11 protein-coding genes and 1 pseudogene are annotated in these 12,714 nt (G+C 44.2%); 8 read left to right on the top strand and 4 right to left on the bottom strand.

The window, feature by feature from the left end; genetic code table 11:
• Nucleotides 1–210 precede the first annotated feature (210 nt).
• Nucleotides 211–1,044, top strand: a complete 834-nt coding sequence (locus AACU28_RS20185) for a 4'-phosphopantetheinyl transferase family protein (protein ID WP_121603498.1) — start codon at nucleotides 211–213, stop codon at nucleotides 1,042–1,044.
• Between the two features lie 25 nt (nucleotides 1,045–1,069).
• Here the strand turns inward: AACU28_RS20185 and AACU28_RS20180 are convergent, their stop codons facing one another.
• Nucleotides 1,070–1,477: a thioesterase family protein gene (locus AACU28_RS20180; RefSeq protein ID WP_121603497.1), complete on the bottom strand. Its 408-nt coding sequence runs from the start codon at nucleotides 1,475–1,477 to the stop codon at nucleotides 1,070–1,072.
• A gap of 347 nt (nucleotides 1,478–1,824) precedes the next feature.
• Here AACU28_RS20180 and AACU28_RS20175 point away from each other — a divergent pair, with 347 nt between their 5' ends.
• The 3 genes from AACU28_RS20175 (at nucleotide 1,825) to AACU28_RS20165 (ending at nucleotide 5,005) form a co-directional block, all read left to right on the top strand.
• On the top strand, nucleotides 1,825–2,820 hold the full coding sequence (locus AACU28_RS20175) for a TRAP transporter substrate-binding protein (protein ID WP_004736072.1): 996 nt from the start codon (nucleotides 1,825–1,827) through the stop codon (nucleotides 2,818–2,820).
• A 65-nt stretch (nucleotides 2,821–2,885) separates the two neighbouring features.
• Nucleotides 2,886–3,641 (top strand): TRAP transporter small permease, encoded by a 756-nt coding sequence (locus AACU28_RS20170; protein ID WP_054548189.1) that lies wholly within the window; start codon nucleotides 2,886–2,888, stop codon nucleotides 3,639–3,641.
• Nucleotides 3,642–3,643: 2 nt separating this feature from the next.
• A complete protein-coding gene (locus tag AACU28_RS20165) occupies nucleotides 3,644–5,005 on the top strand; it encodes a TRAP transporter large permease (RefSeq protein ID WP_102449285.1) in 1,362 nt (453 codons plus the stop codon).
• Nucleotides 5,006–5,037: 32 nt separating this feature from the next.
• On the opposite strand, the gene AACU28_RS20160 is transcribed toward AACU28_RS20165, so the two are convergent.
• From AACU28_RS20160 to AACU28_RS20150, 3 genes are all read right to left on the bottom strand, one after another.
• Nucleotides 5,038–5,211, bottom strand: coding sequence for a hypothetical protein (locus AACU28_RS20160; protein ID WP_004736075.1), 174 nt, complete (start codon nucleotides 5,209–5,211; stop codon nucleotides 5,038–5,040).
• A gap of 78 nt (nucleotides 5,212–5,289) precedes the next feature.
• A complete protein-coding gene (locus tag AACU28_RS20155; RefSeq protein WP_004736076.1) occupies nucleotides 5,290–6,639 on the bottom strand; it encodes a sigma-54-dependent transcriptional regulator in 1,350 nt (449 codons plus the stop codon).
• Between the two features lie 97 nt (nucleotides 6,640–6,736).
• Nucleotides 6,737–8,578 (bottom strand): sensor histidine kinase, encoded by a 1,842-nt coding sequence (locus tag AACU28_RS20150; protein WP_121603496.1) that lies wholly within the window; start codon nucleotides 8,576–8,578, stop codon nucleotides 6,737–6,739.
• Between the two features lie 163 nt (nucleotides 8,579–8,741).
• On the opposite strand from AACU28_RS20150, the pseudogene AACU28_RS20145 reads away from it, so the two are divergent.
• The 4 genes and pseudogenes from AACU28_RS20145 to clpX form a co-directional block, all read left to right on the top strand.
• Nucleotides 8,742–8,924 (top strand): annotated as a pseudogene (locus AACU28_RS20145) (hypothetical protein); the annotation flags it as partial.
• 335 nt (nucleotides 8,925–9,259) lie between these two features.
• Nucleotides 9,260–10,558, top strand: a complete 1,299-nt coding sequence (gene tig, locus AACU28_RS20140) for a trigger factor (protein WP_004736079.1) — start codon at nucleotides 9,260–9,262, stop codon at nucleotides 10,556–10,558.
• Nucleotides 10,559–10,663: 105 nt separating this feature from the next.
• On the top strand, nucleotides 10,664–11,290 hold the full coding sequence (gene clpP, locus AACU28_RS20135; RefSeq protein ID WP_004736080.1) for an ATP-dependent Clp endopeptidase proteolytic subunit ClpP: 627 nt from the start codon (nucleotides 10,664–10,666) through the stop codon (nucleotides 11,288–11,290).
• 81 nt (nucleotides 11,291–11,371) lie between these two features.
• On the top strand, nucleotides 11,372–12,652 hold the full coding sequence (gene clpX, locus AACU28_RS20130; RefSeq protein WP_004736081.1) for an ATP-dependent protease ATP-binding subunit ClpX: 1,281 nt from the start codon (nucleotides 11,372–11,374) through the stop codon (nucleotides 12,650–12,652).
• Nucleotides 12,653–12,714: the final 62 nt, after the last annotated feature.

Here is a 12,714-nt window from a genome sequence, read left to right as displayed (position 1 = left end):
CATTTAATGGATGCCTCTTGTGCAAGGCTAAGTGTGATCTGTGTTTTAATTTGTTATTATTTAAAAAATTGGTTTTAAGCCCGTATATGAAGGGTGTTTCCCTCCCGTATTCTCTAGGTTTTACTTAAATCATAGATGAGTTAAATTTGTTCGATTTGGTTGTTCCAATCGTGTTTTGAAGAGTGATTTCTAGAAGTGAGTTCGAGTTAAATGAAAACTTCCGTTGTTGATTTGTGGCTATGTTCTCTGAGTAATTTAGATGACCAGCCAGACAATGTATCGCAGCTCAAAAAGAGACTGACAGCCGATGAGATAGCTAAAGTTGAGCGCTATCGAATGCCCTCATCTCAAATTCAGGCTCTGTATGTTCGAAATTACCTAAGAAAGGTGCTGTCTCGCTATTCTGATTTGATGCCTGAAGCGTGGCGCTTTGAATATGGCGAGAAAGGAAAGCCAAGTTTAGTCGCCAAACAGCAACTCAAGACGGGGTTAAATTTCAATATTAGTCATAGCAAAGAACATTTGTTGATTGCAGTTTGCCAGAGAGAAGGGAAGCAAGTTCAATTGGGTGTTGATATTGAACACGCCAGAAGTTCGACCAATATCGACTCGATCATGAAGCACTACTTTTCAGGTAAAGAATTGGCGGATTTACTTGAGCTCAGCAAAGAAGAGCAGAGAGAGCGTTTTTTCGATCTGTGGGCGTTGAAAGAGTCGTACATCAAAGCGACGGGTAAGGGGCTAGCCACATCGTTGCGAAGCTTTTCGTTCGAATTCTCCAATCTGACGGAGCAAACATTGCCAATTCACGCTTCGGATTTTCAGCCAAGCTTGCAGGATGAAATTAGATTGTATCGCGAAATCAGGCTAGATAGCGGGATTGGGTTGGATTTGGATTCTTATCAACAAGACGATATTTCTACAGATTGGCAATGTTGCTTGGGTCGATTAGATGACCAGTATCGTTTCGCCGTGACTCTTGGTGGGAATTTGCTACCCATGCAGATAGAGATGAGAACCTTTTCGTCGTCTCATCTCCTTTAAGCTAGTTTGGTGAGGTAAGATGAGGTTAGTTCGTTTCGCCAAGCATCGCTTTTAATACTTCAGCAGGCACGGGCTGCAGTTGCTTGTCTTTGTCTAAACAGACCATTTCGATATCACCAATCACCGCGGGTTTGGTTGCATCTTTGCGCCACACTTCTTGTCGCCATAGCGTTTTGTATTTGCCATCGAGTTCAAAAGAGGTTCGGATGTCGCAGATCTCAGCGAATTCAACACCATCTTGAAAAGTCATGTTGGCTTTATAGACCGCAAAACCGAGTCCGTGCTCGTTCCACAATTCCGCCAATTTATCGCTACCCAAGACATGTTCGCGCGCACGCTCAAAGTACTTTAGAAAGTTAGGGTGATAAACCACACCTGAGTGATCGGTATCTTCATAGTAAATTTGTACTGGGTGATGGTAGATCTGACTCATTGGTATCAACTCTTATTAAGTGTAAATCTGACTAAGTTGTGCAGCACTCTACAGGATAGGTCGAAATTACTTCAAGGTATCATCGGCAATGTGGCTCTTGGTCAGACCTCATTCGGCCGTATCCATTAGTGATGCGTTGGTCAACTCCCACCCATTTACAAATATTCTATGTGTCATTTCCCACCCATTGATTTTTGCAGCGAGTTGGTGATTGCAGCAGGCAGATATCATGAAGCCTTATGGTTAAAGGGTTGTTAATGATTTGTGTCAATGTGGCGCGCTAATTGCCTTAGTGAAAGCACGCAGTTCCCATTGAAGGGCTGTTTTGTTTACTAAGGAGAATAATAATGTTTAAGCCTCTTACCCTGCTGTCTGTCTCTGCTCTGGCGCTCACAAGTTTTAATGCTGCTGCAAACTGTGATCCAGGTGAAATCGTGATTAAATTCAGTCATGTAACCAATACCGATAAGCACCCGAAAGGCATTGCCGCTTCTTTACTGGAAGAGCGAGTAAACACGGAAATGAATGGCAAGGCTTGTATGCAAGTTTTCCCTAACTCAACACTTTACGATGATAATAAGGTACTGGAAGCCCTGTTAAATGGTGATGTTCAAATGGCGGCGCCATCGTTGTCAAAATTTGAGAAGTTCACTAAGAAATACCGCATTTTTGACCTTCCTTTCCTATTTGAAGACGTAGAAGCCGTTGACCGTTTCCAAAACTCAGAATCTGGCGAAAAACTGAAGAATGCGATGAAGCGTCGTGGCCTTCAAGGTCTAGCGTTTTGGCACAATGGCATGAAACAGATGTCGGCGAATAAGCCTCTTATCAACCCTGAAGACGCGGAAGGTTTGAAATTCCGTGTTCAAGCATCAGACGTATTGGTGGCTCAGTTTGAACAACTAGGCGCTAACCCACAGAAGATGTCTTTCAAAGAAGTTTATGGTGGCCTGCAAACTAAGGTTATCGATGGTCAAGAGAACACATGGTCAAACATCTACGGTAAGAAGTTCTTTGAAGTACAAGACGGCGTAACTGAAACCAATCACGGTATCTTGGATTACCTAGTGGTAACGTCAAACGACTTCTGGAAAGACCTACCTGAAGATGTACGTACACAGCTTGGCACTATCGTTCAAGAAGTCTCTGAAACACGTAATGCAGAATCTTCAAAAGTTAACCTAGCGAACAAAAATAACATCATCGAAGCCGGTGGTGAGGTTCGTACACTTACGCCTGAACAGCGTGAAGCATGGGTAGCTGCACTTCAACCAGTATGGAAGAAGTTTGAAAAAGACATCGGTTCAGACCTTATCGATGCAGCGTTAGCTTCAAACCAATAACACCGCTAAGGGAGTGGCGTGCATTTCGCCACTCCTTATTAAAATAACTATAAGCGGAGTCAATTATGGATAATCCTCAAATGGAACAACCAAATTCTAGCGAATCAGCACTGGAAACCTCTCTTTTTTCCAAAGTCGGAAGAGTTACGGATGTGATTGAAGAGTCATTAATCGCATTTTTCCTTGGCGCAATGACGCTACTTACTTTTGCTAATGTGGTATTCAGATACGCATTCAATGGCAATATCTTGTGGGCACTAGAACTGACTGTGTTCATGTTCGCTTGGATGGTGTTAGTGGGCGCATCTTATGGCGTTAAAAAACACTTCCACATTGGCGTTGATGTGATCATTAACCTTGCCCCAGAAAAGCTGCGTAAAGTGTATGCGTTAATCGCCGTCACAAGCTGCTTAGCATTCTCAATCTTACTTCTTATCGGTTCTTGGAATTACTGGTACCCGTTCGCGACTGAGCGCGCTTGGTACGAGACCGATGATATTCCAATGCCCGAGATGCTTCAGTTTCTTGCCGACTGGCTGAATGAAGGCGAGCGATACGAGAAACTGCCACGTTTTATTCCTTATATGGCGCTGCCGATTGGTATGGCAATGCTGACGTTCCGATTCATCCAAATCGCTTATCAAGTGGCGACGGGCAAGCTTGACCGCATGATTGCAGGCCATGAAGCCGAAGAAGAGCTGGATGCATTGAAAGCTGATGTGTTAGCGGGTTCTGATGAAGACGCGACAGCGGTATTGGATTCGACTAAGCAAAACAAGGCGAACGAGTCGGGTACAAAATCTAACGGTAAGGAAGACTAATCATGGCAATGTTATTTCTATTTTTAATGGTAATTGCTTTCATGTTGGTCGGTGTACCAATTGCGATTGCCCTTGGTTTATCAAGCGTCATATTCTTGTTGATGCACTCTGATGCGTCACTAGCTTCGGTTGCACAAACGTTGTTTAATGCATTTGCAGGCCACTACACACTCTTAGCGATCCCTTTCTTTATCTTGGCCTCTAGCTTCATGTCCACTGGCGGTGTGGCGAAACGTATTATCCGTTTTGCTATCGCAATGGTCGGCTGGTTCCGCGGCGGTTTAGCAATGGCATCGGTTGTGGCGTGTATGATGTTCGCAGCGTTATCTGGGTCGTCTCCTGCAACGGTAGTAGCAATCGGTAGTATTGTTATCGCAGGTATGATCAAAAACGGCTACACAAAAGAATTCGCGGCAGGGGTTATCTGTAATGCGGGTACTTTGGGTATCTTGATTCCACCATCCATCGTTATGGTTGTTTACGCTGCGGCGACGGATGTATCTGTAGGTCGTATGTTCCTCGGTGGCGTGATTCCTGGTCTGTTGGCGGGTGTGATGTTGATGATTGCTATCTACATTGCAGCACGTATTAAGAAGATTCCTGCACAGCCGTTTGTGGGCTGGGGTGAGATGTTCGCAGCAGCAAAAGACGCAAGTTGGGGTCTGCTACTGATTGTCATCATTTTGGGTGGTATCTACGGCGGTATCTTTACACCGACGGAAGCGGCGGCTGTTGCAGCGGTATACGCGTTCTTTATTGCCAACTTTATCTATAAAGATATGGGGCCTTTCGCTGATAAGAAGAATACAAAGCCTGCTTTGGTTAAAGTGTTCCAAACCTTCTTCCATAAAGATACCAAAGACACGCTCTATGATGCAGGTAAGCTGACGATCATGCTGCTGTTTATCATTGCCAATGCTCTGATTCTTAAGCATGTACTGACAGAGGAACGCATTCCTCAGATGATCACTGAGTCTATGCTTTCTGCAGGCTTAGGTCCGATCACCTTCTTGATTGTGGTGAACGTTCTACTCTTGATTGGTGGGCAGTTCATGGAGCCATCAGGCTTGCTGATCATCGTTGCGCCATTGGTATTCCCAATTGCAATTGCACTGGGCATCGACCCAATTCACCTTGGCATCATGATGGTGGTGAACATGGAGATAGGGATGATAACGCCGCCTGTTGGGCTCAATTTGTTTGTGACTGCCGGGGTTGCCAAGATGTCGATGATGAACGTGGTAAAAGCAGCGTTGCCGTGGGTTGGCGTGATGTTCTTGTTCTTGATTATCGTAACTTACGTACCTTGGGTATCAACATGGTTACCGACCACGTTGATGGGGCCAGAGATCATCACTAAGTAGATAGTGAAGTAACAACGAAGTGATGAGGAGGGTTAAACCTCCTCATCGATAATCTTGCCATATCTAGAGCCTGAATCAATCTGCTCATAGAGCGCTCTTTTTGCCTCTAATTCTGGCGTGTATAGATCGACATGATTGTCAGTATAAAAAATACCATCTATCTCGAAAGTATCGGTGATCGAGGGAACTCTTGTTTTCTCACCCATAGTTATGTCCTTATTACTTTGATTGCATAACATCCTGTTATCAAAATAAGTATAGGTGATCTTGCTCCCAAATCTAATTTAGTTTTCGTTTTGTCTGTATGACTCTTTCACTAGATGGTGTTTTTGCATCTTATCGTAGAGTGTTTTTCGGGGAAGTTGCAGCCTATCCATCGTCTCTTTTATGCTGCCATTACACTCAATAAGCGCTTGCTTTAACGTGTTTTTCTCAAAATCACAAACCAGTTCTGCTAACGACAAATGTTGGGTCGACTCCGAAGTGCTGTCTGATAAGTGAGATAGCTTGCCTAAAAGTACGAAACGCTCCGCAGTGTTACGCAATTCTCGTACATTTCCCGGCCAATCGTGGGCTAAAAGCTCGTGCAGTTCTTTCTGTGGAATTGCCGGGGCTGTTTTGCCATAACGTGCCGCAGCGACCAGTAAGAAGTGGTGGAAGAGTGCTGGGATATCCTCTTGGCGGCTTCTCAACGGCGGTAAATCTAGGGTGACGACATTCAATCGGTAGTATAGGTCTTGTCTGAAAGTCCCTTCTTCAGCTGCCTTTTTCAAGTCAACTTTGGTTGCGGCGATTACTCGAATATCAAGTGGGACTAATCCGTTTGAGCCAACTCTTTCGATGACGCGTTCTTGCAAGACACGTAACAAGCGAATTTGTGCCTGCATCGGCATGGATTCGATCTCATCTAAGAATAGGGTTCCGCCTTGAGCAAACTCGAACTTGCCAATACGTTTACTCTCAGCACCTGTGAATGCGCCTTTTTCATGGCCATACAACTCACTTTCAATCAGATTTTCTGGAACCGCCCCGCAATTGACGGCAACAAAGTTTTGTTCTCGTCGACTGCTTTGCTCATGTAGGGATCGTGCGACTAATTCTTTGCCCGTGCCTGTCTCACCAAACAACAAAATATCGGCGTTAGTGTCGGCAACGTGGGTGATGATAGAACGCAGTTCGGTCATTGATTGCGTGTCACCAATGATTCTTGGTCCAAGCGCTTTACTGGCCTTGAGAGAGCGCTTTAATTCAAGATTTTCAAGGGTAAGTTGGCGTTTTTCAATCGCTCGCTTAGTGGTTTCGATTAGACGTTCATTGGCGAACGGCTTTTCAATGAAGTCATAGGCGCCGTCTTGGATCGCTTGCACGGCCATGGAGATATCGCCGTGGCCAGTGATCATGATTACGGGGACTTCTTTATCTTTGTGCATTACGGTGTTGAGCAAGTCATGCCCGGAAATACCCGGTAAACAGATATCAGTGATGATCACGTGGGGTAAGCCGTTCTCTTGAATTGCGAGCAGAGCAGATTCGGCATCGGGAAAGAACTCCGCTTCAATATCGGCGAGCTCAAAGCTCTGTTCAATCGCCATTCTTAGATCGGATTCGTCATCAATGAAATAGACGTGACACATAGTGATTCCTTTACTTCTTTGTATTCTGATTATCGCTGAGTTTTTTGCTTGTTGGTTGGCTCGCTTGTTCAATAGTTAGCTTGCTAACGGTTTAATCTCAGTCTGTTGTTTTTGGTTTGGGTGTTGGTTTTTTTTCTTTTTGTTCTTGCTCAACAAGGGGCAACTCTATGCTGAATCGAGCGCCACCTAGAGGGCTGTGACCGGTAACGAGCTTGCCGTTGATTCCGCTGATTATTTGTTGAGAAATCGATAACCCAAGTCCAAGTCCGTTTTTCTTGGTGGTATGGAAAGGTTCAAAAAAATCTCCGCTCGAAGAGGAAGTGAAGCCGGGGCCATTATCATCGACATGAATCAGCAAGGTGCTGGCTTGTTGATGGTCGGATTCCCTAATCTCTAACAGAATAGCTAATTGCTTGTCGTCTTGTTGCTCCATCGCCTGAATCGCGTTGGTCAGCAAATTAATGATCACTTGTTCCAATTGAATGGCGTTGGCGAGCACGCAAGCATCAAAGGTTTCAGGGAGTTCGTTGACCTTAACTCGTTCACTCTTGAGTTGTGGTTTCATCAGCTCTCTTGACGAGTGCAATACGGGAAGTATCTGTAACGTATGTAATTCTTCCGCGGTGGATTTCTTTGCAAAAGAGCGAAGCTGGTGGCTGATTTTCGCCATGCGATCAGTGAGCACCGAGATTCGCGAGAGGTTGTCATCGACACGATCGGTCTTTTCTTTGGCAAGAAACAGTCGGCCGTTGTCGGCATAACTGCGAATCGCAGCGAGAGGGTTATTCAACTCATGGCTAATGCTTGCCGACATTTGCCCTAGCACCGCCAGTTTGGCGGCTTGGATGAGTTCGTCTTGTGTCTGTCTCAGTACATGTTCGGTTTCGATACGATGTTTAATCTCGACATGCAGCTCTGATGTGCGCTCAAGCACTTGAAATTCCAGCTTTTGTTTGGCTTCAGATTGCAGCCTATCAATTTGGGCACGCCTTTGTTGTCGATGGTGATTGAGCTGCATCGTTAGATAAATAATCGCAAAGATAAGGCTCAAAACCACTAGGTAAGCCACCAGATTCCACCAAACTAAGTGGGTTGGAGAAAAAACCCGTATGGTGAGTTTCGGTTCGGCTAAGAAGCGTGATGAGCTAAAGAATTGCTCTTGGACGAGCTTGTGCGGAGACTCAATATTGCTAGTAGCACTCTCGAAATCACCAGAGAAGTGAAGGCTTTCTATTTTGGTATCGAGATATTGTCTGCTTTCTTGAATTCGAGCTTGCTGTGCTTGGCTCAGCGGCTGAAGGCTCTTGAACAGCCATTCAGGATTACTCGACATGAATACTATTTGGTCTTTATCGTCAGCAACAAAAAAACTCTGTTTGCCTTTCCAACTTGCTTCAATCAGCGATAAATCCATCTTTACGACAATGACGCCAATAATCTCAGCGGCATAGGAGACGGGGTAAGAATAATAATAGCCTCGCTTCCCAGACGTTGAACCTAGCGCAAAATATTGATTTTCATTGCCCTGAATGGCTTCTTGATAGTAGGGACGGAAAGCAAAGTTTCGACGAATAAAAGAATGCGGTTGATTCCAGTTACTGGCTGCGATAGTGGTGCCAATGCTGTCTAATAAATAAGTGTCGGACGCTTGAATCACCGAATTTACGTGCTCTAGATAGCGATTGGTGAGTTCGATTTGCGCAGAGTTACTTGGAGAGTGAAGGGCATCGACCAGCTCTTTGTCTTTTGAAAGCAGCTCTGGAATGTGCGCGAACTTATCCAATTGGCTTGAAATATGAACCGAAAAGCGGTCTAGCTTAGATTGATGATCATTTAACAAACTTTTATGACTTGTACTCCACACCCAATGACCGCCAAAGACCATCAGTAGACTGTATATGGCCATTAATAGTATTGGGATTCTAAAAGCTTGAAACATGAAGGCTCTCCGCTAATTTCTTTGGTAATCAATCAAGCCCGTCTTCTCTCATTTATGGTAGCAAATAGCGGTAGTTTTTGCTGAAAGGAGAAAGTCGACAGGTGGGGGTAGGTTAAGGGTTTGTAACGGGGATTGTTGAAAAAGTTATCGACTCTGAGGGGTAAAACAAGAGCAAGATCTCTTTTTAAGGTTTTTAGCAAAAAAAGCCCTCGATTCCCTTGAAAAAGTCGCTATTGTCCCCATTTCTGTTGTGCTAAGTGATGATTTGATCGTTTTTGTATCATTTAGTTGGACGAATTTAGAGCATTCATCATCATGCAGAGGTGAACGGCTCGACAGAGATTAAACAGATCGCTAGAATGTCGCATCTAAAATTTCTGTCCTGAGGCTAATCGGAGATACCTTTCTTGTTTCCGAAAACAAGCTTCACTGCTTTTTATAAGTGCGTGAAAACGTTTTATAACTGCGTGAGAACGTTCAATAAGCATGTGAAGAACGAAGATATCGCTGATTAGTCTGGTGTTTGGTTGAATAATCAATTCAGACATCAATGCTCGATTTTAAATTAGGTGTTCGGATAGAGCACTACACAAGAATGCAGCCAACAACGTCGGCTTTTGAATTAAAGCTAAGTTACGGCTCATATGCTCAGATTACTGAGCCAGTTTTGAGGTTTATATAATGCAAGTTACTGTTGAAACGCTAGAAGGCCTAGAGCGCCGTCTTAATATTACTGTTCCTGCTGCTAACATCGAAGATGCAGTTACAGCTGAACTACGCAACATCGCGAAAAACCGTCGTTTCGATGGTTTCCGTAAAGGCAAAGTGCCTATGAAGATGGTTGCTAAAATGTACGGCAAAGCAGTACGTCAAGACGTGATGGGCGAAGTAATGCAACGTCACTTCATCGAAGCGATCGTTAAAGAGAAAATCAACCCAGCTGGCGCACCTACTTTCGCACCAGTTGAAAACAACGAAGGCGCTGACCTAGTATTCAACGCAACTTTTGAAGTTTACCCAGAAGTTGAGCTGAAAGGTCTAGAAAACATCACTGTTGAGAAACCAGCAGTAGAAGTTAAAGAAGCTGACGTTGAAGAGATGATCGAAACTCTACGTAAGCAACAAGCAACTTGGACTGAAGTTGAAGCTGCTGCTGACGCTGGTTCTCGTGCAACTATCGACTTCGTTGGTTCTATCGACGGTGAAGAGTTCGAAGGCGGTAAAGCTGAGAACTTCCCACTAGAGATGGGTGCTGGTCGCATGATCCCTGGTTTTGAAGACGGTATCGTTGGTAAAACAGCAGGTATGGAATTCGAAATCGAAGTAAACTTCCCAGAAGATTACCACGCTGAAAACCTAAAAGGTAAAGCTGCTAAGTTCTCTATCAAGCTGAACAAAGTTGAAGCTCGTGAACTTCCAGAACTAAACGAAGAATTCGTTTCTAAGTTCGGCGCAGCTGAAGGCGTTGAAGGCCTTAAAGCTGAAGTTCGTAAGAACATGGAGCGTGAGCTTAAGCAAGCTGTTAAGAACCGCATCAAAGAGCAAGCAATCGACGGTCTAGTTAACGAAAACAACATCGACGTACCTTCTGCTCTAATCGATCAAGAGATCGGTGTTCTACGTCAACAAGCTGCTCAACGTTTCGGTGGCAACACTGAAGCTGCTGACCAACTTCCACGTGAGCTGTTCGAAGAGCAAGCTAAACGTCGCGTAGTTGTAGGTCTTCTTCTTGGTGAAGTAATCAAGACTGAAGAACTAAAAGCTGACGACGAGAAAGTTAAAGCTATCATCGAAGAGATGGCTACAGCATACGAAGATCCAACAGAAGTTATTGCTTACTACGAGCAAAACGAGCAAATGATGAACAACATGCGCAATGTTGCTCTAGAAGAGCAAGCTATTGATGCAATCATCGCTAAAGCTCAAGTTTCTGATAAAGAAGTTAGCTTCAACGAGCTAATGAATCAGCAACCTGCTTAATATAGTAATATCTGACGTAGAAGGTTGACGTACGGTCAACAATTCTGCTAACAATGGTCCGTATGATTTAATCATTCGGGCCATTTATTTTAGGGACATAAGAATATGAGCTACCAAGAAAAAAATACAATGCCATCGATTATGGACGCACTAGTTCCTATGGTGGTTGAACAGACTTCCCGTGGTGAACGTTCTTACGATATTTATTCTCGTCTATTAAAAGAACGTATCATTTTCTTAACAGGTCAAGTGGAAGACCACATGGCAAATCTTGTCGTGGCTCAACTGCTTTTCTTGGAATCAGAAAACCCAGACAAAGATATCTATCTTTACATCAACTCACCTGGCGGTAGCGTAACAGCGGGCATGTCTATCTACGACACAATGCAGTTCATCAAGCCAAACGTGAGCACAGTATGTATGGGTCAAGCTTGCTCTATGGGTGCATTCTTACTAGCGGGTGGTACTCCGGGTAAGCGTCACGTGCTTCCAAACTCACGTGTAATGATTCACCAGCCACTTGGCGGCTTCCAAGGCCAAGCGTCTGATATTCAAATTCACGCGCAAGAGATCCTAACGATCAAACAAAAGCTAAACAAACTATTGGCAGAGCATACTGGTCAGCCTTTAGAAGTTGTTGAGCGTGATACAGATCGTGATAATTTTATGTCTGCTGATCAAGCAGTAGAATACGGCTTGGTAGATTCAGTTCTTAACCACCGCGGTCAATAATTGCACGGCAATTGTTTAACGCAAAGTGATTCAAATTGATATACACTCAAGCATAGAGAGTAAAGGCTAAGAGGTTAGCGAATGACAGATAAAAGCAAAGAGGGTGGTAGCGGTAAACTGCTTTACTGCTCTTTCTGTGGCAAAAGCCAACACGAAGTTCGCAAGTTAATCGCAGGTCCTTCTGTTTACATTTGTGATGAATGTGTCGATCTTTGTAACGACATTATTCGTGAAGAAATTAAAGATGTTCTTCCTAAGAAAGAATCGGAATCGCTGCCAACGCCGCGTGAGATTCGTGAGCATCTTGACGACTATGTAATCGGTCAAGAATACGCGAAGAAAGTGCTAGCAGTTGCGGTATACAACCACTACAAGCGTTTGCGTAATGGTGACACGACAGCTGAAGGCGTAGAGCTAGGTAAGAGTAACATTCTTCTTATCGGTCCTACTGGTAGTGGTAAAACGCTACTGGCTGAAACACTGGCTCGTTTCCTAGACGTTCCATTCACAATGGCAGATGCAACAACACTAACCGAAGCTGGTTATGTGGGCGAAGATGTTGAAAACATCATCCAGAAGTTGCTTCAGAAGTGTGATTATGACGTAGCGAAAGCAGAACGCGGCATTGTTTACATCGATGAAATCGACAAGATTTCTCGTAAAGCTGAAAACCCATCAATCACGCGTGACGTGTCTGGTGAAGGTGTACAGCAAGCTCTACTTAAACTTGTTGAAGGTACAGTTGCTTCAGTTCCACCTCAAGGTGGTCGTAAGCATCCACAGCAAGAGTTCTTGCAAGTGGACACGTCTAAGATCCTATTTATTTGTGGCGGAGCGTTCTCTGGCCTAGATAAAGTGATTGAGCAACGTGTAGAAAAAGGTTCGAGCATCGGTTTTGGCGCAGAAGTGCGTTCAAAAGATGAAGCAAAAACTGTGGGTGAACTGTTCACTCAAGTTGAACCTGAAGATCTCGTGAAGTACGGTCTAATTCCGGAATTCATTGGTCGTCTACCCGTGACAACGACACTGACAGAACTTGACGAAGAAGCTCTAGTTCAAATTCTTTGTGAACCGAAGAATGCGCTTACTAAGCAGTACGCAGCATTATTTGAAATCGAAGAGACTGAATTAGAATTCCGCGACGATGCTCTACGTGCAATTGCGAAGAAAGCAATGGAACGTAAAACGGGTGCTCGTGGTCTGCGTTCTATCTTGGAGGGTGTTCTACTAGAAACTATGTACGAACTGCCATCTTCGACAGACGTAAGCAAGGTTGTGATTGATGAGTCGGTAATTAATGGTGAGTCAGAACCACTGTTGATTTACAGCAACTCAGATAACCAAGCAGCGGTTGCAGAGTAGGTCTTTTTTAGACAAGTCACTCAAATTGAAAAAGGAGGTAAGCAATTACCTCCTTTTTTTTA

Origin of the sequence: Vibrio sp. SBT000027 (assembly GCF_963894355.1) — a bacterium.
In the GTDB taxonomy this organism is placed as follows: Bacteria; Pseudomonadota; Gammaproteobacteria; order Enterobacterales; family Vibrionaceae; genus Vibrio; species Vibrio splendidus.
This window is presented reverse-complemented; position numbering and strand designations above follow the sequence as displayed.

Coding starts and splice junctions, on each gene's coding strand:
- AACU28_RS20185 (WP_121603498.1), top strand. CDS start 211: ATGAAAACTTCCGTTGTTGATTTGTGGCTATGTTCTCTGAGTAATTTA.
- clpX (WP_004736081.1), top strand. CDS start 11,372: ATGACAGATAAAAGCAAAGAGGGTGGTAGCGGTAAACTGCTTTACTGC.
- AACU28_RS20180 (WP_121603497.1), bottom strand. CDS start 1,477: ATGAGTCAGATCTACCATCACCCAGTACAAATTTACTATGAAGATACC.
- AACU28_RS20175 (WP_004736072.1), top strand. CDS start 1,825: ATGTTTAAGCCTCTTACCCTGCTGTCTGTCTCTGCTCTGGCGCTCACA.
- AACU28_RS20150 (WP_121603496.1), bottom strand. CDS start 8,578: ATGTTTCAAGCTTTTAGAATCCCAATACTATTAATGGCCATATACAGT.
- AACU28_RS20165 (WP_102449285.1), top strand. CDS start 3,644: ATGGCAATGTTATTTCTATTTTTAATGGTAATTGCTTTCATGTTGGTC.
- AACU28_RS20160 (WP_004736075.1), bottom strand. CDS start 5,211: ATGGGTGAGAAAACAAGAGTTCCCTCGATCACCGATACTTTCGAGATA.
- AACU28_RS20170 (WP_054548189.1), top strand. CDS start 2,886: ATGGATAATCCTCAAATGGAACAACCAAATTCTAGCGAATCAGCACTG.
- tig (WP_004736079.1), top strand. CDS start 9,260: ATGCAAGTTACTGTTGAAACGCTAGAAGGCCTAGAGCGCCGTCTTAAT.
- AACU28_RS20155 (WP_004736076.1), bottom strand. CDS start 6,639: ATGTGTCACGTCTATTTCATTGATGACGAATCCGATCTAAGAATGGCG.
- clpP (WP_004736080.1), top strand. CDS start 10,664: ATGAGCTACCAAGAAAAAAATACAATGCCATCGATTATGGACGCACTA.